This window comes from Mesorhizobium sp. M7A.F.Ca.CA.002.04.1.1, assembly GCF_004022805.1.
In the GTDB taxonomy this organism is placed as follows: domain Bacteria; phylum Pseudomonadota; class Alphaproteobacteria; order Rhizobiales; family Rhizobiaceae; genus Mesorhizobium; species Mesorhizobium ciceri.
This window is the reverse complement of sequence record NZ_RZPL01000005.1, coordinates 1-21,631: the sequence shown is the minus strand read 5'-3', so window position 1 is coordinate 21,631 and position 21,631 is coordinate 1. Positions and strand designations below refer to the sequence as shown.

The 21,631-nt window shown below is 59.2% G+C and carries 18 protein-coding genes and 3 pseudogenes; 9 read left to right on the top strand and 12 right to left on the bottom strand.

All coding sequences use genetic code 11. The features are described from left to right. Positions 1-449 precede the first annotated feature (449 nt). The 8 genes from ENZ75_RS00635 to ENZ75_RS00600 all read right to left on the bottom strand — a co-directional run bounded on the left by ENZ75_RS00635 (position 450) and on the right by ENZ75_RS00600 (position 7,651). Positions 450-1,166 (bottom strand): alpha/beta fold hydrolase, encoded by a 717-nt coding sequence (locus ENZ75_RS00635; protein WP_063169392.1) that lies wholly within the window; start codon positions 1,164-1,166, stop codon positions 450-452. Between the two features lie 255 nt (positions 1,167-1,421). After that, positions 1,422-1,721, bottom strand: a complete 300-nt coding sequence (locus ENZ75_RS00630) for a ferredoxin family protein (protein WP_024505235.1) — start codon at positions 1,719-1,721, stop codon at positions 1,422-1,424. 12 nt (positions 1,722-1,733) lie between these two features. Then, positions 1,734-3,038, bottom strand: a complete 1,305-nt coding sequence (locus ENZ75_RS00625; RefSeq protein WP_063169391.1) for an FAD-binding protein — start codon at positions 3,036-3,038, stop codon at positions 1,734-1,736. 10 nt (positions 3,039-3,048) lie between these two features. Beyond that, entirely contained in the window at positions 3,049-4,158 is a 1,110-nt protein-coding gene (locus ENZ75_RS00620) for an electron transfer flavoprotein subunit alpha/FixB family protein (protein ID WP_024505237.1), read from the bottom strand. A gap of 16 nt (positions 4,159-4,174) precedes the next feature. Beyond that, a complete protein-coding gene (locus tag ENZ75_RS00615; RefSeq protein ID WP_063169390.1) occupies positions 4,175-5,026 on the bottom strand; it encodes an electron transfer flavoprotein subunit beta/FixA family protein in 852 nt (283 codons plus the stop codon). A 188-nt stretch (positions 5,027-5,214) separates the two neighbouring features. Further along, entirely contained in the window at positions 5,215-5,592 is a 378-nt protein-coding gene (nifW, locus tag ENZ75_RS00610) for a nitrogenase stabilizing/protective protein NifW (RefSeq protein ID WP_063169389.1), read from the bottom strand. Between the two features lie 179 nt (positions 5,593-5,771). Next, positions 5,772-6,983, bottom strand: a complete 1,212-nt coding sequence (gene nifS, locus ENZ75_RS00605; RefSeq protein ID WP_063169388.1) for a cysteine desulfurase NifS — start codon at positions 6,981-6,983, stop codon at positions 5,772-5,774. A 347-nt stretch (positions 6,984-7,330) separates the two neighbouring features. Further along, positions 7,331-7,651, bottom strand: coding sequence for an iron-sulfur cluster assembly accessory protein (locus ENZ75_RS00600; protein WP_029356570.1), 321 nt, complete (start codon positions 7,649-7,651; stop codon positions 7,331-7,333). Positions 7,652-7,861: 210 nt separating this feature from the next. On the opposite strand from ENZ75_RS00600, the gene ENZ75_RS00595 reads away from it, so the two are divergent. Then, entirely contained in the window at positions 7,862-8,185 is a 324-nt protein-coding gene (locus tag ENZ75_RS00595; protein WP_126066777.1) for a hypothetical protein, read from the top strand. Positions 8,186-8,236: 51 nt separating this feature from the next. Next, positions 8,237-9,268: pseudogene (locus ENZ75_RS00590) on the top strand (ChuX/HutX family heme-like substrate-binding protein); the annotation flags it as partial. A gap of 261 nt (positions 9,269-9,529) precedes the next feature. Here the strand turns inward: ENZ75_RS00590 and ENZ75_RS00585 are convergent. Then, positions 9,530-10,762, bottom strand: coding sequence for an MFS transporter (locus ENZ75_RS00585; protein WP_128277859.1), 1,233 nt, complete (start codon positions 10,760-10,762; stop codon positions 9,530-9,532). 1,487 nt (positions 10,763-12,249) lie between these two features. On the opposite strand from ENZ75_RS00585, the gene ENZ75_RS00580 reads away from it, so the two are divergent. The 6 genes and pseudogenes from ENZ75_RS00580 to ENZ75_RS00560 all read left to right on the top strand — a co-directional run bounded on the left by ENZ75_RS00580 (position 12,250) and on the right by ENZ75_RS00560 (position 17,860). Then, positions 12,250-13,428 (top strand): cytochrome P450, encoded by a 1,179-nt coding sequence (locus ENZ75_RS00580; protein WP_063169385.1) that lies wholly within the window; start codon positions 12,250-12,252, stop codon positions 13,426-13,428. Next, positions 13,419-13,580: pseudogene (locus tag ENZ75_RS34870) on the top strand (ferredoxin); the annotation flags it as partial. The gene ENZ75_RS00580 and the pseudogene ENZ75_RS34870, both read left to right, overlap by 10 nt. A gap of 138 nt (positions 13,581-13,718) precedes the next feature. Continuing rightward, positions 13,719-14,306: a nuclear transport factor 2 family protein gene (locus tag ENZ75_RS00575; RefSeq protein WP_050580531.1), complete on the top strand. Its 588-nt coding sequence runs from the start codon at positions 13,719-13,721 to the stop codon at positions 14,304-14,306. Positions 14,307-14,454: 148 nt separating this feature from the next. Next, positions 14,455-16,056, top strand: a complete 1,602-nt coding sequence (locus ENZ75_RS00570) for an SDR family oxidoreductase (RefSeq protein WP_063169384.1) — start codon at positions 14,455-14,457, stop codon at positions 16,054-16,056. 138 nt (positions 16,057-16,194) lie between these two features. Beyond that, the gene (locus ENZ75_RS00565; RefSeq protein WP_063169383.1) at positions 16,195-17,247 is read left to right on the top strand and encodes an LLM class flavin-dependent oxidoreductase; all 1,053 of its coding nucleotides are present in this window, start codon (positions 16,195-16,197) and stop codon (positions 17,245-17,247) included. Next, complete coding sequence (locus tag ENZ75_RS00560; protein WP_063169382.1) at positions 17,234-17,860, top strand: nitrogen fixation protein NifQ; 627 nt, start codon at positions 17,234-17,236, stop codon at positions 17,858-17,860. The genes ENZ75_RS00565 and ENZ75_RS00560 overlap by 14 nt, the downstream gene beginning before the upstream one ends. Here the strand turns inward: ENZ75_RS00560 and rpoN are convergent. Together rpoN and ENZ75_RS00550 are read right to left on the bottom strand one after the other, a co-directional pair. Then, entirely contained in the window at positions 17,857-19,290 is a 1,434-nt protein-coding gene (gene rpoN, locus ENZ75_RS00555; RefSeq protein WP_063169381.1) for an RNA polymerase factor sigma-54, read from the bottom strand. The genes ENZ75_RS00560 and rpoN overlap by 4 nt on opposite strands. 68 nt (positions 19,291-19,358) lie before the next feature. Further along, on the bottom strand, positions 19,359-19,892 hold the full coding sequence (locus ENZ75_RS00550) for a peroxiredoxin (protein WP_063169380.1): 534 nt from the start codon (positions 19,890-19,892) through the stop codon (positions 19,359-19,361). Between the two features lie 1,173 nt (positions 19,893-21,065). Here ENZ75_RS00550 and ENZ75_RS00545 point away from each other — a divergent pair. Further along, entirely contained in the window at positions 21,066-21,338 is a 273-nt protein-coding gene (locus tag ENZ75_RS00545; RefSeq protein WP_199489650.1) for a hypothetical protein, read from the top strand. A 161-nt stretch (positions 21,339-21,499) separates the two neighbouring features. On the opposite strand, the pseudogene ENZ75_RS00540 reads toward ENZ75_RS00545, so the two are convergent. Then, positions 21,500-21,631 (bottom strand): annotated as a pseudogene (locus tag ENZ75_RS00540) (IS481 family transposase); the annotation flags it as partial.

The window sequence follows — 21,631 nt, the reverse complement described above, 5'->3', positions numbered from 1 at the left end:
CCGACGGCGCAAAGCCATGGTTCTCCATATTTCAAGGGTAAGCGCTGTGTCCTTCCAGGAGGACCCGCGATCTGTGGGCCTGCCGATTCTGAGGTGGATCGGAGATCGGCTTGTGTCTGAACTTGAACTTACGATTGACCCTGAGCGGCAGCCTCGGCGTTTTCGAGGGTGATCAACGGCGCTGTTGGTCGGCGGCATTGGTCGATGGACGACAAGGCACGGAGTCATCTCCGAGACCCTGGAGCCGACGCGGTGATCTCGGAGGTTGCCCGGCGCTACGGGCTGCGGCCGCGGCGGAACGCTCGCAAGCTTGCGACGTCGGCAGGACAGGCCACTCCCGCCTAGTGGTTTCGGTGGCGCCACCGGAACGACCCGTTGGGCCTACATCCTTGCACCAGAGCTCAAGGCCACGGCCTGAGAATCGGCCGCCGCTCCCCCTACTTGGTTCCTCAGCCGACAGCGCTAAGAAGGAGAGCAACTTCCGTCGGCGCGAGGATCATTGCGTCGTGGCCAGTGGCGAGTTCCTGCCACGCCCAGCCATCCTGCTTCGCGACCCATTCTCGCGCTCCCGCCATCGGCGGGTGGAGTGGATTAGTGCAGACGACATAGGTTCGGGGTCTGCCGTTGCCGAGCGGGTGCTCGAGCTTAAGTCCGCTTTCGTAGGTGCCTGCCGGATGCGGTGTTATCCGGCGCCGCACCCAGTCCGTGAGCGAGTGTCCCTCGGGAGTGCCGAATGCTGTTGGCGGCGGAGTCGGCATGAAGATACCCCGTCCTTCCTCCGCAACCAATTTTCGACGGGCGGCGACGATGTCGGGGGGCATGGTGCTGAATACACTTTGACCGCTCTCGACGATGGCGCCGTCGAGATAAACGAGATGGCTGATATGGTCGGGTATCCGGTCGGCGGCGCCGGTGATGCTGATGCCGCCTAGACTGTGACCGACAAGGATCACATCGCTCAGCTCTTCCGTTACAATGTGGTTGACGATGTCGGTCACGAATGTGTCGGGCGTGATGTCCTTGCACAGCAAACGTGCGCGTTCGCCGACACCTGTCTGGGTAGGCGTGGTCACGTGGCATCCCATCTTGCGAAGATTGGCGGCGACGTCCCGCCAACACCATCCGCCATGCCAGGCACCATGCACTAGCACATACGTCTTTATCATGGATTGTGCCGTTCCATTTGCTCACCGGCCGTTGTGGCTGCCATCCGGCACGATGGCCGGACATTGTCCAAAGGGGCTCGACCACGTTACCGGTGGTAAGTCCGGCACAGGCGCCCCGTGGCCTGAGGATACCCCTACCAAGTCGAGGAAACTTGAATTGCGAAACCCAATATTCACTAGCTCTTTGCAAGTGGATGGAGAGGCTCATGGTGTGCCGCAGTTGCTCGCTGCCGGCATGCTCTTGGCACCGGCTGATCATCCGAACTTGAACAGGACACCAAAGCCGCCGCGCGGATAGTTCCACTCGATGTCGCCGCCTTTCTCGCACAATATCCGGCAGGTGCCGCATTCCATGCAGCCGTCGGCGGTGATCTCGACTTGACCCTTGTCATTCAACTCATAGCATTTCGCCGGACAGACGTAGGTCAACGCAAGCAAGTTCGCGCTTGGCTTGTCGTGCGGTCGCACTATGATATGGGGGCGGCCGGAATCGACCAGATAGCGGTTCTGGTAAAGTTTGTCCTCGACACGAACCTTCGTCACTGCGATCGTCATCTTGTACCCTCTTCAGCGCCATGCCAATGCCAGGCGGACCGCGTCGCTGACCAACCCCCAGCGCGAGCGCGCGTTGATGAAGGCGGCCGTGGTGTTCTTTTCCTTCTCGATCTTCGGCGTGCCGTCGACACGCATGAAGGTCTGAGCGGCATGCGACATCAACCGCGGATAGCTGTCAAAAAAGTTGCTGGAATTGGTGTGGAGTAAGGCTGGCATGTCCTTGTATTTCTTAAGATCCTTGATCACAAAGGAGTCATCCAGCATCGTCTTGTAGAGCGCAAGGTTCGCTTTGGTCATAGGACCGTTGCGGCTTTTGACTTTGATGATCGCCTCAGCCGCGACACGACCCGAGGTCATGGCAAGGTTCGAACCCTCACGGTGAATGGCATTGTTCAGTTGCGCTGCGTCGCCGACGATGACCCAACCGTCGCCGAATAGCTGCGGAATGGCCCTGTAACCACCTTCGGGGATAAGATGGGCGGCATATTCTTTCACCTCCGAGCCAGCGATCAGCGGCCGGATCGAAGGATGGTTTTTCATCGCATCCAGGAGGGCGGACGGGCTCTCCATCGTCGCGGCGAAATCCGAGACCAGGCAGCCGATGCCGAGTGAAATCGACTCCTTATTGGTGTAAAGGAAGCCGAGCCCGGCCATGCTGCGAGAGATCGTGCCCACGGCCTCGATTACGCAGCCTTCATCGCCCTTCACCCCGAACCGCTGGCCAATGACCTCTTCGGGCAAGAAATGCATTTCCTTGACGGCAATCGCCACGGTCTCCGGCTTCGGCATCTCGCGCAGGCCTGCGCGAGTGCCAAGCAATCCCGACACCCCTTCTGCGAGAACGACCACATTCGCGAAGACCACTCCGCCAGCCCGGTCTGTGCGGACGCCGATCACCTTGCCATTGCCATCACGGACGAGTTCCGTCGCGGTCGTCTCACACAGGACCGTCGCGCCAGCCTCGCGCACCTTGCGGGAAAACCATTTGTCGAACTGGGCGCGGATGATCGTGTAGCGGTTGGGTTTCGCCTCATTGAAGTCGTCCGACCGGTAATGAATTCCGGTGTGAGACGTGTCGTCCATCACCCAAAGTCGCTGTTCGACCAGGTGCCGCTCGAGGGGCGCATCATCCCGGAAGTCCGGGATGATCTTCTCCAGCATGTTCGCGTACATTATGGCACCCTGGACGTTCTTAGAGCCCGGATATTCCCCGCGCTCCAACTGCAGGACCTTCAGCCCCTGGCTTGCCAAAGTGTAAGCAGCTGCGTTTCCAGACATGCCGGCTCCGACCACAATGGCATCGAATTGTTCAATCATGTCCTCTCCCTCAACTCGCAAGCTTGTCTCGACTGTGCGGCGACAGCCGCCGGGTGAAGGCTTCCGTCAGTGCGGGCAGGAAGCGGATTGCATCCGTGACGATCCCGAGGTGGGCGAACTCGAAAATCGGCGCGTTCGGATCGGTGTTGATCGCGACGATGAGATCGGCCCCCTCGACCCCAACTCGGTGCTGGATGGCGCCGGAAATTCCGGCCGCGATGTAAAGCTTCGGTCGAATGGTCTTGCCAGTTTGTCCAATCTGTCGATCAGCCGGCATCCAGCCCTTCTGGACCAAGGGGCGCGAACAGCCATGCTCGGCGCCGATCGCTCGGGCAAGATTCTTCACAAGCTGAAGGTTCTCCGCCGCTCCGAGACCGAGGCCTCCCGCAACCACGACATCCGCATAGGCAAGATTTGCCATTGCCGACTGGTTATCCGGTAGGAAGCCGAGGACTTTGGTGACGATATCGTCCTCAACGAGCGACAGCTTGTGCCGCATGACACGCCCGACCGGCTTATCCACCCGTTGCGGCATAGGCATGACCCTTGGTCGCACCGTCGCCATTTGCGGCCGGTAATTTAGTGTATAGATCGTACACAACAATGAGCCACCAAAAGTCGGACGGGTCGCGGCGAGTGAACCGTCGGAATCTACATCAAGTTCGGTGCAGTCGGCCGTGAGCCCCGTCTGCAGGGTCGTCGCTACCGAGCCTGCAAGATCCCTGCCCAGTGTGGTCGCGCCGAGAAGGAGGATTTCGGGTTTATGGGTATTGACCAGATCCGTGAGCGCCTTGGCGAACGGCTCGTTCCGGTAGTCGGCGAGCGGCGGCGCATCGACGATGTAGACAAGATCCGCCCCGTAAGCGAAGGCCTCGGCAACAGCGTCCTCGACCATCTCGCCCGGCGGTCCCAGCACGACGCCCGCGAGCTGGACTTCAAGCTTGTCGGCTAATTTGCGGCCTTCGCCCAGCAGTTCGAATGATACAGGATGCACATTGCCGCGTTCGAGCTCGAGGAAGACCCACACGTGCCGGTAGTCTTTGAAACGGTCGGGAAGTTCTTTCTTTACACCGGCACGGCCGGGGGCAATGCGAGGGGTAGTTTGGCTTGCGGTCGACATTTTCTGCTCCTGGCCGTCACGTGCCGCTGTTGAAGGCCAGCTCATGTTCCAGCGCCGGCCGGCGGGTTAAGATATCGGCGATGAGTTCATCGGCTATGTCCTGCAAGCCCCTTTCCGCGGTGTCGATCTGCGCCGCCCTTTCTGCCCGTGCGGTGGGGGCGAAAACACGCTTGACGACTGTAGGCGAGCCACGCAGACCGCACCGGGTGAGATCGTCAATGCCGGCGTCGGCTGCAGTCCACTTCACGACTTGGCTGCGCGCCGCGCACAGAGCCTGCTGGAGCGAGCCCCGGCGGATTTCGTTGGTGTCTTCCAGCATGGTAATGAGGCAAGGGAGTCTGCTCTTCAGCAACTGGGTGCCGCCTTCGGCGCGACGAGCGACTTCGATCTCTCGCGTATCGAGATCGATGGAGGCAATCTTCGCGACATAGGTAAGTTGCGATAAATCTAGGCGCTTGGCTATGCCCGGTCCGACCTGGGCGGTATCGCCGTCAATCGTCTGCTTGCCGGTGAAGACGATGTCCGGCCTGCCGAAAGTCTCCCCAATTTTTGCGATTGCTTGCGAAAGAGCAAAGGAAGTCGCCAGCGTATCGGATCCGGCAAAATAGCGGTCCGTCAAGAGAACTGCTCGGTCAGCACCGTAACCGAGCGCCTTTCGCAGCGAGTCCTCCGCCATGGGCGGACCCATTGTGAGCACAGTAACCTCGCCACCATGAACGTCGCGCAGTTTGAGCGCTTCTTCGAGGGCGAACAGGTCGTAAGGATTGATGATGGTCGGAACACCCTGACGCATGATCGTGTTCGTCACCGGGTGCACGCGGATCTGTGCCGAATCCGGCACCTGCTTGATGCAGACTACGATATGCATTGGCGGTTTCTCTAAGCTCCCAGTCCGGATTCGTGCTTGGCGGTTCACCTCATTGCCTGCATCGTTCATGCCAAGTCGTCTTCCTGCCTCTATTCCAGAAGGTGGCTTCGTTTGCTTCCGAGGAGGCGTCATGAGGACTGGATTTGTCGACTTCTCGACATTGTCGCGTCGCAGCCGTGTCGGGCTCATTACTTTCCGAACCGCTTCAGTGCAGAGTCGAGCGGGACGAAGGCGCGGCCAGGTGCGGGACATATGTTTGGATCGTGGTCCCTTAGCACCTTGAACACACGTTGCGTGAGCGGCGAGGAAGTCGCGAAATCTTCGTAGGCGCGTTCCAGCTTGGCGCGCACCCGCGCGGCGATTACCTGGTTAGGCAGACCGGAGAAATCTTCTTCGGCAAGGTATTGGCCCACGCGCTTCATGATATGGAGCCGCGAGACATTCATCACTTTCGGGTCGTAGGAGACGTCAAGGCAGGCGAAGAAGTCCTCCGCGGCCGACAGGCCCTTCAGTCGCGCTAGGATATCGGTGCGATCGATCGGGCGGCTATCAGCGGAGCAGTTCATTGTATTCTCCCGGCGCGAAATTGTGGTGTCGATGCATTGGTGACATTGCTGACGGCGTGCCGACCTCTGGCACGGCGGCTGGGCAAGAGACTTGGCGATCTCAAGCTTTTCTGAAGTGGTGAAGGCGACCCCGAGTTTAACTGCTCTCCTTGCGCAGGGTCGTCACGTTGAGGAAGACCTCACGGCTCGTCGGCTATTGTGCCGCTCGGACCCGGGCCGGAATGAAGCTGTTCTGCACCTCGCCCGCACAGTCCAGCACTGGGAACGGCCCGTAGCTTCTCGGTGATCGCAGGCAGGACCTCAAGCACGCGGTCTACGTCATCTTCGCCGTTGTCACGCGACAAGGAGAAGCGGACTGCCCCACATGCCGCGTTCATAGCGATCAGAACATGGCTCGGTTCCAGTGAGCCAGAGGCACAGGCGGACCCGGCGGAACAGGCGATTCCCAGCCGGCTCAGGACAATTGGAATTGCATCGCCTTCGATACCTTCGAATCCAATGTTTGCAGTGTTTGGCAATCGCTCTTGCGGATCGCCGTTGATGGATGTGTTTGGGATGCGCTGGATGATCCCGTTCTCAAGGCGGTCGCGCAACCATTTTATTCGTTTTGTCTCGTCCATGAATTTCAAGGCGAGTTCGGCCGCCATGCCCAGTCCGACTATGCCGGGTGTGTTTTCAGTGCCTGCACGCCGGTCGCGCTCTTGGTGCCCACCCTTGATCATGGAGGAGAAGCGCACGCCACGTCTTACATAAAGCGCGCCTATCCCCTTTGGACCATGCAGCTTGTGGGCGGAGAGCGACAGCATGTCGATCGCGGTCGATTTCAGCTCAATCGGAAGCCTTCCGACCGCCTGCACTGCATCAGTGTGGAAAAGCGCGCCGACTTCCCTGGCTAGATCGGCAAGCTTAACCACGGGAAAGATCGTACCGGTCTCATTGTTCGCCCACATTATCGAGACGATTGCCACTTGTGGGGTGAGGGCGGTTCTGTAGGCGTCCAGGTCGAGCCGGCCGTAGTGATCGACTGGGATAATGTGCACCTTGACGCCGCGCGTCTTCTCAAGGTGCGCGCACAACTTCAGAACGGCCGGATGTTCAACCGCGGAAGTCACTATTTCCGTTCGGTCGGGCATCACCTCCAGCGCCGAAAGGATGGCTGTACTGTCGCTTTCAGTCCCGCCCGAGGTGAAGATGATCTCGTCCTCGAATCCCGCGCCGATGAGGGCTTGCAACTGTTGCCTCGCCTTTCTCACGGCTTCAGCAACCGATGCGCCATAGGCGTGCATGGACGAATGATTGCCAAATTGCTCCGTAAAGAAAGGCAACATCGCTCCAACGACTGCAGGATCAACCCGCGTCGTTGCGTTGTTGTCGAGATAGACAGGGTTCATGGGAGTGATCCTTCAACTGCTGAAATGATTCAAGGGTAGTCGGGCCATTGAACCTCTGGCGCATATCGTATCTGGTAAGGTGGGCGGCCGGGGGAGCGATGGCTTGGCTGACCGGTCGCTGTCGACATTGCCCTTTGGTGGCGGCATCCGCCGGGAATTCAGCTGTTTCGGGCAATTTTGTTTGCTTGCCCACGGCAACGATCGATGATCGCGATTTGGTGCATCACCGAACGCAATTGTTCCGGGCCGACAGTGCGTGTCGGCCGGTTCCAGAGCGCCGGCGGTTACCGGTTCGACGCAGTATTCCTTGGCGTCGCTATAGTCGAACATAGCCTGTTCCCTCGCAATCATTTGCAGGACTTGCCGCAGCCGCACGTCTCACGCGCATTGGGGTTATCGAAAACAAAGCCGGATGTTTCGAGCCCAGTGACGAAGTCCACGGTCATGCCGGCGGCATGGGGTTGGGAGCCTCTATCCATGAACACCTTGAGCCCATCTCGCTCGATGATCGCATCGCCCTCACGTGAGACGCTCTCCAGGCCCATTGAGTATTGGAAGCCGGCGCAGCCGCCGGCATGGACCATGATGCGAAATCCTTCCGCCGGCTCGCTGGCGCGGTAAAGAGCGGCCTTGATGGCGGCAACAGCGTTGTCGGTGAGCGTAATCATGGCTCGATTTCTCCTCGGTCCGGCGTTTTCGTGGATCATCTCGCATGGACCGTGCCAAAGGGAAGACGTGTCAAAAACCGTAGGACATCCCGACGTCTCTTATGCTCGATTGCTGGGGAGACGTCCGACAACCGACACTTACTGTCGGGTTTGTCGCGTCCGCGTCACAGGAAGGGCGCCTGAGTTCGCGATGCACTCACGCGTAAAGCAATGAACAGAGCCAAAGATGTTCAGAGCTTGCCGCGGAGCAACTGGCACGATTTTTGTGAAGCCTTCGTTGCGGCGGCAAAATTGCCGGCCGATTCACCTTTGGGTTGCCCTCGCAATCGAAGAACGAAGGAAAGCAATATGATCCATCAGACCCGCCTTGGTGGGAAAGCAGCACCGCCGGTGGTACCCGAATGCTCGATCGGCCGATTGGCGCCGACCACCCAACAATCGCTCGCTACCGGCGATTGGCCGCTGACCGCCCGGAGACAGGATTCGACTGGCATGTGCCTGACGATCGATCGCGTCCGCCGTGCACATCCCTGAGGCCCGTTTTTCGATCGATCGTCAAAAGAAGAACGGGGCAGGGGTAAAAACATGGATCAGCGCAAGAAGCGGTCGCCCAACGAAATCCGGCGTGCGTGGGAAGTCTGTCCGAACATTCCCGCGCGTGATTTCGCCGCCCAATTGGCCATTTCGGAAGCGGAACTGGTCGCGGCCCATTGCGGTTTCGGCGCGGCACGCATCGACCCGCGCGTCAATCACCTTCTGACGGGCCTCGAATTCGTGGGCGAAGTGACGGCGCTGACCCGCAATCAAGGTGCCGTGCACGAAAAGATTGGCGTCTTCAACAGAGTGATAACCGGCAACAATCACGCCATGGTCCTTGGTGACGAATTCGACCTTCGCGTCTTCCCGCAGGCTTGGAGGTATGGTTTCGCTGTTGAAAGGCGCCATCGCGGCGGAATCCAGCGCAGTTTGCAATTCTTCGACGCCGCCGGCGCAGCAGTGCATAAGGTGCATCTCAGGCCGGTCTCCAACCTTCATGCCTATCGAAAGCTGGTGGCCGAGCTCGTATCCGCCAACCAGGAGCCGACCATGTCGCTTAAGGCGAGAGTAGCCGACCTGGGCGCGAGGACTGCGGACTGGGCCGGCACGGTGGACGACCTACGCGAGTACTGGAGCCGGCTGACTGACGTCAACCTTCTAAAGACGCTCAAGCTCAGCCGCTGCCAGGCTTTGCGCATGGTCGGCCAGGATTACGCTTGGCTGCTCGACAATGCCGCAGTTGGCGCCGTGCTCCAGCGTGCGGCCGAAGACGAATTGCCGATCATGTGCTTCGTCGGCAACCGAGGTTCTATCCAGACCCATTCCGGCTTAATCAAGTCGGTCAAGCAGATCGGGCCGTGCATCCATGTGCTGGACGAAACGTTCCGGCTGCATCTCAGGACCCACCAAATCCGTGAGGTTTGGGCCGTGCGCAAGCCGACCAATGACAGTCACGTCACCTCGCTCGAAGCATATGGGTCCGACGGCAAGATCATCATCCAGTTGTTCGGTGCGCGCAAGGAAGGCGAACGCGAGCGCGACGACTGGCGGGTTCTGGCGGAAAACCTGCCTCGTTTCCCCGACAGCTACATGAGAAAAGACCGATCGTCGTCGGTGGGACGCCGGCGCCCATCTGCCTCCGCAGCCAGTAGCCGGGCATTGAAGCCGAGACCGGGGACACGATGACGCAATAAGCGCGCTGTATTATCGCAACGCGATGAGCAGGAAGCAATTTGGCGCTGCCCCATCGACCGCATGGTTACGACGAAGCCGCGGCCTTTGGGCCGAGCTCAGAGGTGACAATAGCGTGAACGCCGCCGACCGTCACTCCCCACCAGGCGGTCAGGTTTTGCGGTTCGGGCCGAGCAAAAATACTGTCAAGACAGCGAGGAACGTGGCAACCGCGCTGTAGACAAAGACACTGGCAATACCCGTGTGATCCACCAATAGGCCACCGCAAGTTGTGCCGGCTGCGATGGCCACTTGGAAGGTTATGACCATCAGTACACCAGCGCTCTCGGCCTGTTTCGGAGCGGCGCGTAGCACCATCCATGTCTGCAATCCGACCGGGACCGCGCCAAAAGCAAAGCCCCATACGGCAACTGCAATTGCCGAGGTCAAGGCCGATGCTCTCATGGTCAGGAGCGAGACAGCGGCTACGGCAATGAGCAGGGGCGGCAGGGCCGCGACCGCCTTGAGACTGTGTTTGGTGAGGAATGCGCCGGCTAAATTGCCGAAGACGCCGGCCGTGCCAAAAGCAAGGAACACGAGCGGGATTGACTTCTTGTCGAGCGCAGGAACGCTCTCGAGAAAGGCGCGGATGTAGGCGAAGCTGGCAAAATGGCCGGAAGCGACCAATAGCACGACTAGCACCGCAACCTTCATCGCCGGATTCTTCGCGACATCCAGCGGACTGCGGAATCTGCGCACTTCGATCGGAGGCAGTGGCGGAATGGTTACGAGTTGCACGAGCAGCGCAACGGCACTCACGATTGCGGCGACCTTGAACGAGGCTCGCCATCCCCAAATGTCACCGACATAAGCGCCGATTGGAGCCGCGCAGACGGAGGCGACAGAAACGCCGGTGAGGATGACCGACATGGCGCGCGGCATGAGGTGACTTGGAACCAGCCGCATCGCCAACGCTGCCGAAATTGACCAAAAACCACCAAGCGATATGCCAAGGACGACGCGTGCCGCCAGCAAAACCGGCAGCGACCCCGCAACCTCCGCCAGAACGTTCGACAGGAGCAGCAGGAGCGTCATCGCCCAGATGACGACCCTGCGGTCCAGACGCTTTGTCACGATGGCGATTATCGGTGCCGAGATCGCCGCGACGATTGCGGCCGCTGTTAGCGCCTGTCCAGCCGTGCCCGTGGTGATACGGAGATCATGCGCGAGCGGTGTCAGAACGCTGGCGGGCAGAAACTCTGCCGTCACAAGCCCGAAGGTGCCGAAGGAAAGCGAAATGATGGCACCCCATGCAGGGCCAGAACGTTGATAGGGACTTTCTGGGTCAAGCCGATCTCGGTCGAACAAAGCCGCGTCCACTAAATCTGTCGCCGATTCGGTCATGAATGAGTTCTCCGGCTAGGAGCTGTTGCAGCAGGGGTGGCTACATCGCCGGGGATCAAAGCCGCGAGACCTTCCGGCGGCGGCCAGTCGGCATCAGTCGAGGCCTCGGAGCCCGACGCATCCGAGGCCTCATCGGAGGGCCGACGGACCCAACCGTCGACAATGCGGGAGAGTTCTCGGCGCGGTCGCATCGATCGCATTCGTCGAAGTGCGGTCTGTTCACTGCGAACCAAGCAAGCCGAACGCGGTGTCCTCGATCGAGGCCTTGATGGGGGGATGATCGACGATCTCTATATTGCTTTGAAGCAGGAAGTTCCGTCGCCATATGTGGTTATCCTGGCAGCCAGAATTGAGCGGTTGTCGCAAGCACCAAGGCGGTCGCAATGAGTGCAACGAGGCGGAAGTCTGATCGATGGCTGCGGTTCGATGGCCGCGCGATCGACAAAATTGAGGTGATGAGTTATCCCTTTTGAAGCCGTTGCTCCCAATTCTGGGATAAGGTAATTGCAGGCGGTCCCAGCAACGTCGGGCGGCCTTTTTGGTGATCGAATTCATGGGACGACACTCTCGGTCCGTGACGCATCTGCGAATGACTCCGCAAGTTCCGTGCCATCAACGACAAATCTGGCTCTGCTGAGCGGGTGGTGGAGGCACGAGCGTGGGCTATCCCAAGAGCTTGCCGCAAGGTTGTTCGAAGTTGAGGTGCCGGATAGACCGCAAATATGTCGGGCGGCCTGGGGTTGGCCAACACGAAGATGCGCAAGTTCAAAAGGACGAGCTGAACCCTTGCCGATATCCATCCGAGGCTGATCTGGAGAAGGTCAAGAACTGCGTCTTGAAGGCTTCCGCCGCACCGGCAAATGCTAAGCCAAGGTGCTGGGCAAGATGGACAGGGCCATCCAACCCGTCGACTGGACGCTCATTAATGGCGTCGGTGTGGCTCTGTAGCTGGCGAGAAAAACGCCCTGCTGAAAGACAAAAGCTCGTGTGGCCGGCTCTGAAGGACGGCCAATGAGGCATGCGAGGAGAGGCTATAGTCCATTCGTGTAGACTGATCTTGTCCTACGGAGGCGGCTAACCACCCCGCCAGACATCATCGAGGGGAGCGCCACTAGGCTCACCCCAAGTGTTGGTCGTTTCCACCTGGTGACCTCGGCCAAGTCACCAAGCCGCTTAGCGCAAGCTTTCGAACTGGATGCTCCCCGGGCACATGATCGGCTAGCGATCCCACCAGTTGAGTTGCTCCAAGTCGCTGTCTAGCATTCTACATTCTGTGTCCGACGCTGGACAAGAATGTTGCAATCCCGACCAGCAAGTCAGCGCAGGCGCCACCTGTTGCCCAGCAAACGGCAAGGATTATCGAAAGACGAATTCGGCACGGAGCTTGCACCGACGATTGCATGCAAATGCCGACAGCATCTCATGAACGGTCTCTCGATTCTGGCGCGGTTAAATCGCGGCCGGTTCCAGATCATGTCCCGCCCGAAATGGTGAGGGACTTCAACCTGTTTACGTCGCCCGGCATGTTGCCGACGGCTAACGGGGATCCGCATGCAGCGGTTGCTTGCGTTCATGCCGGGCCTCCGATCTTTTATTCAACCAGCAACACGCGCGACGGTCGGGGTACCTGGGTCATCACTCGCGCGAGCGACCAGCGCCGGGTGCTGCAGGACACCGAAACGTTTTCCAGCCATCGCAGCATCTTCGCCTCTGTGCTCGGCGAGAGCTGGCCGATGATCCCGCTTGAGCTCGATCCGCCATTCCACGGTGTTTTTCGCTCACTGCTCAATCCGCTGCTTTCGCCAAAGCGGGTAATGGCATTGGAGCCGGCTGTCCGGGAACGAGCGATCAAGCTGATCGACAGGATCGCCGCATCAGGCACGAGCTGCGACATCATGAAGGATTTTGCAGTTCCGTTCGCGGTCAATATCTTCCTTCGCTTTATTGGGCTTTCGGACAACGGACTAGAAACATTTGTCGGCTGGGCTAGAGATCTGCTCCACGGCGATAAGGAGCAACGACCACCCGCAGCCCGGACGATCGTGGCCTTCATCGACGAACTTGCCACCGAGCGCCGCAAGGAGCCGGTCGATGATTTCATGACCTTCATCGTGAAGGCAAAGGTCGAGGGTCGTCTGCTCAGTGACGAAGAAGTCCGTGGCATCGGCGTGCTTGTGTTCGTCGCGGGACTCGACACGGTCTCAGCAGCCATATGCTTCGACTTGGCCCATCTCGCGCGCAACCCCAAAGATCAGGAATTGCTACGAAGCGAACCTGACCGGATTGCCGTCGCTGCGGAAGAATTGCTGCGCGCCTATTCGACCATTCAGATGATCCGAGTGGCAACGAAGGATGTCGACTTCAAAGGCGCGCCGATCCGCAAGGGAGATTATGTTTCCTGTGCCACGATGATTGCCAATCGTGACCCGGCGGAATTCGAATGCCCGAATGAGATCGATCTGGCGCGCGAGGACAACCGGCACGCTGCCTTTGGCTATGGTCCCCATCGTTGTCTTGGCTCACACCTTGCCCGGCGGGAGATTGTCATTGGCCTGGAGGAGTGGCTGGCGCGCATCCCAGCCTTTCGGATCAAGACAGGGACTGAACCTATCACCTTCGGCGGCCATGTGTTCGGGATCGAGAATCTGATCCTGGAATGGTCCTGAAGTTTCAGCCAACGACATTGGAGTTCGCTATGCGTGTCGTCGTACATAAAGCCAGATGCCAGGGTCATGCGCGCTGCTGGGCGCGGGCGCCGAGAGTCTTCAAGCTTGATGACGCCGGCTACATCTTGCCCGGTGATATTGATGTTGCCGATGGGGAGCAACTGCTTGCCTCAAAAGGGGTACGAGCCTGCCCCGAACAAGCTCTGGAAGTTGACGAGCCCCCCGCTAACTCAGTTGTAGAGAGAGACACACGCAAAGTGCAGACTGGCATCGGGAAGGACAAAACAATCATACAATTCGCGACAGACCCTGTCGACCACGCGAAAATTACCGAACTGCGTGACCGAGAGGCGATCCGCAACTGCCTGTATCGGTACTGCCGCGGGATAGACCGCGCCGATGAGGCGGCGCTGCGTAGCGCATACTGGCCCGAAGCGTATGACAGGCACGGTCCCTATTGCGGACCGGCAGAGGACTTCATCCAATTTGCTCTCGGTCTGCCGGGGCACCGTAACATCCATCAAATCACGAACAGCCTGATCGACTTCATCAGTTCAGCAGAGGCCGCGGTCGAGAGCTATTTCACCGCGCTGCAACGCGGACCGGATACAGACCAAGAAATACGTCAGACGCTGCTTTGCGGCCGTTACTGCGATCTGTTTCAGAAGAGGCAGGACGAGTGGCGAATTGCGGAACGGACAGTCGTCTACGATTGGGTTGAGGAGCAAATCCCGCCAGCGATTCTTGAGGCAGATAGGTTCGGCCGGCGACAGCCGATTGGAGCACCACATCCAGACGATCCCATCTACCAGTTGCTCAAGGGTCACATCCCCACCGACCAAGATGGCGTCGAGGGTCCCCAACTGGGAGCTGCATAAGTGGGTAGGAATGGAGGATGAGCGCCCTACGGGAACGACATCTGTGTGGGGCCGCGACTGGCGGTCACTGCAACGATTTGGCTCGGCCCTTCATTCCGCCCAAGGTTGATGGGCTGAGATCACAAGCGGTCATCGTGGAGAAGCTCTCGTGAAACTGGCAGCACGCACCGTAATCATCACAGGCGCTGCGGGCGGGATCGGCCGTGCCCTGGTCGATATCCTTGCCGCGGACGGAGACACTGTAGTTGCGGTGGACCTTCCGGGCAGTGGTGTGGTTGAACTGGCTCGGGATCTCGGGTCGCCGCACGTCGGTCTGGAGTGCGATGTGTCGCGAGAGAAGGACATGCTCTCACTTTTCGGCCAGGTCGAAGCACGGTTCGCGCAAATCGATGTCCTCATCAACAATGCGGCGGTTGGACCCACGATGGATAGGATCATCGACACCGCTGTCGATACCTTCCGACGCGGCGTGACAGTGAACCTTATTGGGCCATTCGTTATGGCCCGGGAAGCGGCGCGGCGCATGAAGCCGGGCGGTGCGATCGTCAATGTGGCTTCGATGGCGGGCGTGGTCGGCAATCCCAGGCGCAACGCCTACGCAGCCTCGAAAGCTGGCGTGATCTCGTTGACAAAGTCCCTTGCATGCGAGTGGGCTATGCGAGGAATCCGCGTCACGGCGGTGGCGCCGGGCTCCGTCCGCACCCCAATGGTCACAGAACTGGCACGCGCTGGCAAAATGGACCTCGCGGCGATACGCCGCCGCGTGCCGATGGGGCGCTTGGCTCGCCCCGACGAGATCGCCAGGGTCGTGCGTTTTCTGAGCAGCACGCAGGCGCGCTACATCACCGGCTCGGTGCTGGCAGTCGACGGAGGCTGGATGTCATTCAACCAGCCGGGGGATGCTCACCCGCCGGTGGATGGTGCGCTCCAAGCCGAGCTCTCCTGTCCGGCCGAATGCACAGATGCGCGAATCGTGCTCGTCACCGGTGGCGCAAAAAGCATTGGCGCGGCCGTCGCTCGCCGCTTTGCCGCGAACGGCGACACCGTCGTGATTGCTGATAAAGATGGCACTGCAGCGGCAGAGCTGGCTACATCGCTCCCCGGCAAGCATCTGGCGAAATCGCTGGACGTGGCCGTCGAGAGCGATGTGGTGTCGATGTTCGAAGAACTGAGGGGACGCTTCGGGTATATCGATGTTCTGGTCAATAGTGCTGATACCGCCGACAGGATTGTGCCTGCGATCGAGCAACTGTCGAAACAGCTCGAACACGTCCTGGATGTCAACCTTACCGGCGCCTTCACCTGCGCGCGCGAAGCGATCAAGGCTATGCGCCCGGGCGGCGTGATCCTCAATCTCGGGTCGATCGACAGCTTTCTGCCGTTCGCGCCGCGCCATGCCTACGGCGCCTCCAAGGCGGGGATGGATATGCTGACCCGTTGCATGGCGGCCGAACTCGGGCCGGTCGGAATTCGGACAGCCACCGTCGCTCCTGGCCACATCCGCACGCCCGCACTTGCTCAGTTGGCCAAAGCCGGCCGCATCGACCTGACAGCAATCGGACGACGCATCCCCATGGGCAGGATGGGACGGCCAGAAGACGTCGCAGATGCATCGTTCTTCCTTGCTTCGTCTGACGCCTCATACATCAACGGCTCGATCCTCTACGTGGACGGCGGCTGGACCTCGTTCGGTGATGCGGGAAACGCCAGCGAGCTCTATGACGAATGTTTTGCGGAGGCCGCAGGTTAATTGCCAGGCCTTCGCAGGGCGACCGGCCGAGCATTATGAAGCCTCGGCTCCACGACGCACCTGAGGTGCTTGAGATCCAAGCATGCGCATGCCGAGCACATTCCCGGTCGGCTGACGTGTCTATAACGAGGAGAAATCATGGAATTTGCCACTTTCATTCTGGCCGCCCAGCGTGGCTATCACCAATCCTCAGAAAGCGTCATCCGCAACTCCATCGAACAGGCCGTCGCTTCGGAGCAGGCTGGGTTCAACACCGCGTGGTTTGCTGAGCACCACTTCAACAATTACAGCCTCATACCATCCCCGCTGATGATGGTGGCGCACTGCGGCGGCTTGACAAGCACGATTCGCCTGGGCACTGCCGTCTGCGTGCTGCCGCTTTACCAACCGCAGCGCCTGCTGTCCGAGATCGGCTTCGCCGACATCGTTGCGAACGGCCGTCTCGAGCTCGGCGTAGGCTTGGGATACCAGCAGTTCGAGTTCGAACGGTTCGGCGTGGACATCGATGAGGCGCCGGCCGTCTTTTCGGAATACCTGGACATCATTCTCAAGGGCCTCAACCAAAACGTCTTCGAACACGACGGCCAGTATGAGAAGATCCCCCCAACAGCGATTTCGGTCCGCACAGTCCAGCAGCCGACGCCGCCTATCTGGATCGCTGGCGGAGCCGCACGGATGGCTCGGGCCTACCGCGAGGGGCACAATTTTTTTGTCACAGCCTTCCACGACGGCTTAGAGACTTTGACCACACTGCGTGAATCAGTCGAGAGGGCGGCGGCATCCGAGGAAAAGAACGTCACCGACGTCAAGATATCGCTGCTGCGCTGCTGCTATGCCAGCCACGACGAGTTGGAGATCAACAGCTATCTCGACAATGCCCGCTTCCAGCGCCGGCTTTCTGAAGCCCTGCATCAGCGTCGCCAACAGAGCCACGATGGCTACCTGCTGCAGGAGACACCGACCCAGCAGGATCTGTCCTTCGAGACCATGCGCAAAAATTTGCCGATTGGCAGCGTAAATCGCGTGATTGATCGCCTGCTGGAAGAGATCGATATCTTGAAACCGGACCAGATCGCAGTTCAGACTCAATTGGGCGACTTCGACCAAAAGACGATGCTGCGCCAGATCGAGCTCTGGGGCGACAAGATCATCCCTGCGGTCAACAAGGCGCTTTGTCATGCCGGAAGCTGAAGCCGGCCGTTACGATGATGGCTGCCTATCCAGCGCGCAATGGCGTGGGTCCGAGCTAGGGAGGAGCTTCGATCAGCATGTGCTGCCCTGCGTACATTCACGTTCGCTTGAGGAGGTCCAGGCGGGCGAGGTGTTGGCGACGGAGGGGACAGGCCTTTCGTCTGTCGAATTGCGTGATGTCTTGGCCGCAACTTTCCCGTCTACCTCCAGCAGCGTATTCGCTTTGGAGGAGTTGAGCGAGCCCGAGCCGGAACTGGAAGAGGAACTGCTACGCCGGCTGCTGCTAGCGCATGCTGCGCCGGCCGACCCGGCGAGCGCCCGCTTGGCCAAGATCATCGCCCGGCGTGCGATGCGCATGGACCATCTTTGGCGGGATCTTGGCCTCTCAAATCGCGCTGAGCTCAGCCGCCTGCTTGCCAGACATTTTCCCGCGCTGGCGGCAGGCAACACAGAAAACATGAAATGGAAAAAGTACTTTTACCGCAAGCTGTGTGAGGCCGAAGGCTTTTCGTCATGCACAGCACCCAGTTGCGGGGAATGCCATGACTTCGAAAGCTGCTTCGGCCCGGAGGAAGTTGAGAGTCGCCTCTCGCCGACCACGAATGTCGGTTAGTCACTTCGCTTGATCGCAGCTGCGGACAAACGCTTATCGCGGCGCCGTCGTATGGAGGAAGGGATGTTCATCGCCTCGCGATATTTGGTGACGGTACGGCGAGCGACATCGATGCCGGTCTCCTTGAGTTGAGCAACGATGTCTTCGTCGGAATGTACCTTGTCGAGCGATTCTTCGGCTATGATTGCCTTGATCCGATGGCAGACAGCTTTGGCGGAGTGCGCATCGCCGCCCTCGCAGGATGCGATTGGCGCAGCGAAAAAATACTTCAGCTCGAACACCCCGCGCGGAGTCAACATGTACCTGTTCGAAGTCACCCGGCTTACCGTCGACTCGTGCATGCCGATCTCGTCAGCGACATTTTTGAGACAGAGAGGCCGCAGATGGGCGGCGCCGTGTGTAAAAAAGGCATCCTGCTGGCGCACGATTTCGGTCGCAACCTTAAGGATCGTCTTAGCGCGCTGCTTGAGACTGCTGATCAGCCAGTTCCCTTTTTCCTGGCAATTGTCGAGAAACGCTTTGCCTTCCGGATTTTGCTTGGTCAGCTGCGAGATTTCGGCGACATAGGTGTGGTTGATCAACACTTTGGGCAGCGTGGCCGGATCAAGCTCCACCCGCCATCCACCTTCGGACTTGGGCATTACCCAGACGTCCGGTACGATGGTTTCCGGCGTCCCGGACTGGAACCGGTCTCCAGGCTTGGGATCGAGCGCGCGGATTTCGTTCCTCATGTCGAGGAGATCCTCCTCGTCGACTCCGCAACGCTGCTTCAATCCCTGAAAATCCCCCCGTGCAAGCATCTCGAGATTGGCGACCAAAGCTGCCATAGCCGGGTCGAACCGGTCTTGCTGGCGCAGCTGAATCTCCAGGCATTCGCTGAGAGTTCGCGCAAAAATGCCCGGCGGATCAAATTGCTGCAAGATTCCGATGACCCGTTCCACATCAGCTTGCCGAACGTTTAACGTCCTGGCCAGATCGAAAAGGTTTACCTGAAGATAGCCAGTGTCCTCCAGATGAGCGGCGAGCTGTCCGGCAATCAGCCGCTCCTGGGGGGTGAACGGGTTGAGGGCGACCTGGCGGGCGACATGGTCGTGCAATGTTTCGGTGTGGGCGGTAAACTCCTCGACGGCAGGTCGATCGTTGCCGCTACTGCGTTGCGACTTCCATTGCCCGCGCCCGCCAGACGGCCCGCCAATGGGCGATTCGCCGATTTCGCTTCTGCTTTGACTGCTCCGCTGATCCACCCCTGGCAGCGGCGAATCGTCGTCAAACGGGTCAGGCTTCAAAACGGGGTTCTTCTCGAGTGCCTGCTGCACGAGCTGATGGAGTTCAGTATGCGTCAATCGCAGCAAGCGAATAGCTTCAATGGCTTGAGGCGATAAGACCATACGTTGCTTCTGGCGTTGAAGCAGGCTTGCTGAGAGATGCATGTTGAACCGTGATCTGCCGAGGAGGCTCTAGTGTGTGCTTGGGTTGTGTGAGACTTTCCACTTCTGGGTCATGCCGCCGCCTTCAATTTGTCGAGAACGTTTTGCGGGGATGAAACGCCATAGGGGTCCGTCTCGCAGTTGTCACAGAAGCCTTCCTCCTCGAACCACTGCTCCACCACGCCATCGTCGATCAGAGCGGCGTATCGCCAGGAGCGCATGCCAAAGCCCAGATTGTCCTTCGCGACCAGCATGCCCATTTTGCGCGTGAACTCGCCCGACCCGTCTGGGATCAGCTCGATCTTCTGCAGCCCCAAGGACTTTCCCCACGCATTCATGACGAAAGCATCGTTGACCGAGACGCAGTAGATCGCGTCAATTCGCAGTTCCAGAAATTGATCATAGAGTTTTTCGAAATCGGGCAGTTGGAAGGTCGAGCAGGTCGGGGTGAAGGCGCCAGGCAGCGAGAACAGGATGATGCGCTTGCCCCCGAAATAATCGTCGGAGGTCTTGTTCTCCCACTGATAAGGATTTGGCCCCCCGATCGACTCATCGCGAACACGCGTGCGAAAGGTCACGAGAGGAACGTTCTTTCTATAGGTCATTGATTTGCTTCCAGGCCAAAGTGGTACGGTGCATTTTTCGGTTAAACTGAAGCGGCATCGACTTCGGTCGACAGTTCCGGCAGCCTCGCGCCTTGGCGTGGTTGCCTCGGACCGGTCTTGTGCAAGACCGCCCCCGAGCAGGCACGTTTAACGGCGACGAGCTTCCGCGGAGACGGGGAATTTTGCTCGCGTGCTTTATCGAGCTTTGAGAGGTAGGCATGGTCTGCAACCGTGATTTTGACTGCGTTCTATCGACCGAGTCGCAAGCGCCATGCCAATTGACCCGATGCCTTGGGTTCACTTCGGTTTTTGCAGCAACTTTCGTGTTGTGCAGTAATGCCGGTCGATATTATTGCTCAAGCAGCACTGGAAATTGGGTGCGACTCCGTTCGGCAAACCCGGCCTTTGTCCGAAGCCGGACACGAATGTCGGAAATAGCCAAACGCCAGGATCTGGGGCGGGTTAAGAAACGTTGCCGTGGGCACCGGCTTCAGCACAATTGCGCCACGCGAGCATGGCTCCCAGCGTCAATGCCGTGCAGCAGCGAGACGAAGTCACTGCAGAATATCAACCTCTGCGAAGTCGTTGAAACCCAGCATGTGCGAGCCGTTCGAGGCGCAGATCAAGGCATGCTCGAGGAAGAGCTCGTGCTCTCGGCAGCAAGTGTTGCGACGTCTGACAAGGATCGTCGCGCTTCAAGGAAAAGAACCTGAATGGTGCACGGCTTGTGAAGGCCGGCGCATGGAAATGGCTGGGCTGATCATCCTCCATGAGGGTTGAATGAAGAGCTGGCCCCTATCTCCCTCAGCTGCAACGGGGGGAGATAGGGCATGTCCGTCTATCGCGCTGGGTAACATTCCTCGGTGATGCAATAAGGGGGAGCAATTTCTCATTTCGGCAGACACGACCCAGCTCTCCTTTCATGCGCTGATTCCCCCAGGGGAAATCGCGACTCCAGGCTTCCTATGCAGCGAATCGCGGTGCTGTCCGATGTCCGACAATGTCGGATGCGGATCGTAGCTGGGCTAGATCCGTCACTTTGCCTCGATGGTTTCCCACTGGCCTTATATCTGCTTCGCCCAAATGCGGCGACATAACCTGTGCGGCATCTGTGAATGGATCGACTTCAATCGAGACCTCGGAGGTCCCGATGCGCGAAGGGAGCTTGCCGATATGACGGCCACCATAGCGAACCACGGTCCGGACGACGAGGGGACTTGGATCGGCGGGCCTGCGGCGCTGGGACACCACCGCCTGGCAATCATCGATATCCAGGGCGGCCGCCAGCCGAGGATGCTCCAGGGGGATGGCCGACCTGACTTGGTGCTCGTCTACACGGGTGAGACTTACAACTACCGCGAGCTGCGTCAACAGCTGGCCGGCCTAGTCCATCGCATGAACACGAGCAGTGACACCGAGGTGGTGCTGCACCGCCCCCGCGAGTAGGGCTCTTCGGCGGGTACACTTTTTTCACGAAATCCGTGAATGTTTCTCGCGACATCATCCCGCAATCGGTGGTGCAGCGGGTGAAGAGCCCGTATCCGGCTATCCAGAATGCCGCCTACGACAAAATACTACGTACGCGGTTCACTGTGATGCTGGACGACCTAGTTGTGGAGCTTCAACAGGTTGTCCTCGATCAGGGCGAGGCGACTGATAGGCGTTTTTGACTTTAGGCTGCCATGTGGACGATGCCAATTGTATCTGTGCAGCCAGACAGGCAGTTCGGCGGCACGATG

Bases quoted from the DNA above. Each gene is read 5' to 3' on its own strand.
- ENZ75_RS00635 (WP_063169392.1), bottom strand. From the start codon at position 1,166: ATGATAAAGACGTATGTGCTAGTGCATGGTGCCTGGCATGGCGGATGG.
- ENZ75_RS00630 (WP_024505235.1), bottom strand. From the start codon at position 1,721: ATGACGATCGCAGTGACGAAGGTTCGTGTCGAGGACAAACTTTACCAG.
- ENZ75_RS00625 (WP_063169391.1), bottom strand. From the start codon at position 3,038: ATGATTGAACAATTCGATGCCATTGTGGTCGGAGCCGGCATGTCTGGA.
- ENZ75_RS00620 (WP_024505237.1), bottom strand. From the start codon at position 4,158: ATGTCGACCGCAAGCCAAACTACCCCTCGCATTGCCCCCGGCCGTGCC.
- ENZ75_RS00615 (WP_063169390.1), bottom strand. From the start codon at position 5,026: ATGCATATCGTAGTCTGCATCAAGCAGGTGCCGGATTCGGCACAGATC.
- nifW (WP_063169389.1), bottom strand. From the start codon at position 5,592: ATGAACTGCTCCGCTGATAGCCGCCCGATCGATCGCACCGATATCCTA.
- nifS (WP_063169388.1), bottom strand. From the start codon at position 6,983: ATGAACCCTGTCTATCTCGACAACAACGCAACGACGCGGGTTGATCCT.
- ENZ75_RS00600 (WP_029356570.1), bottom strand. From the start codon at position 7,651: ATGATTACGCTCACCGACAACGCTGTTGCCGCCATCAAGGCCGCTCTT.
- ENZ75_RS00595 (WP_126066777.1), top strand. From the start codon at position 7,862: ATGAACAGAGCCAAAGATGTTCAGAGCTTGCCGCGGAGCAACTGGCAC.
- ENZ75_RS00585 (WP_128277859.1), bottom strand. From the start codon at position 10,762: ATGACCGAATCGGCGACAGATTTAGTGGACGCGGCTTTGTTCGACCGA.
- ENZ75_RS00580 (WP_063169385.1), top strand. From the start codon at position 12,250: ATGGTGAGGGACTTCAACCTGTTTACGTCGCCCGGCATGTTGCCGACG.
- ENZ75_RS00565 (WP_063169383.1), top strand. From the start codon at position 16,195: ATGGAATTTGCCACTTTCATTCTGGCCGCCCAGCGTGGCTATCACCAA.
- ENZ75_RS00560 (WP_063169382.1), top strand. From the start codon at position 17,234: ATGCCGGAAGCTGAAGCCGGCCGTTACGATGATGGCTGCCTATCCAGC.
- rpoN (WP_063169381.1), bottom strand. From the start codon at position 19,290: ATGCATCTCTCAGCAAGCCTGCTTCAACGCCAGAAGCAACGTATGGTC.
- ENZ75_RS00550 (WP_063169380.1), bottom strand. From the start codon at position 19,892: ATGACCTATAGAAAGAACGTTCCTCTCGTGACCTTTCGCACGCGTGTT.
- ENZ75_RS00545 (WP_199489650.1), top strand. From the start codon at position 21,066: ATGACGGCCACCATAGCGAACCACGGTCCGGACGACGAGGGGACTTGG.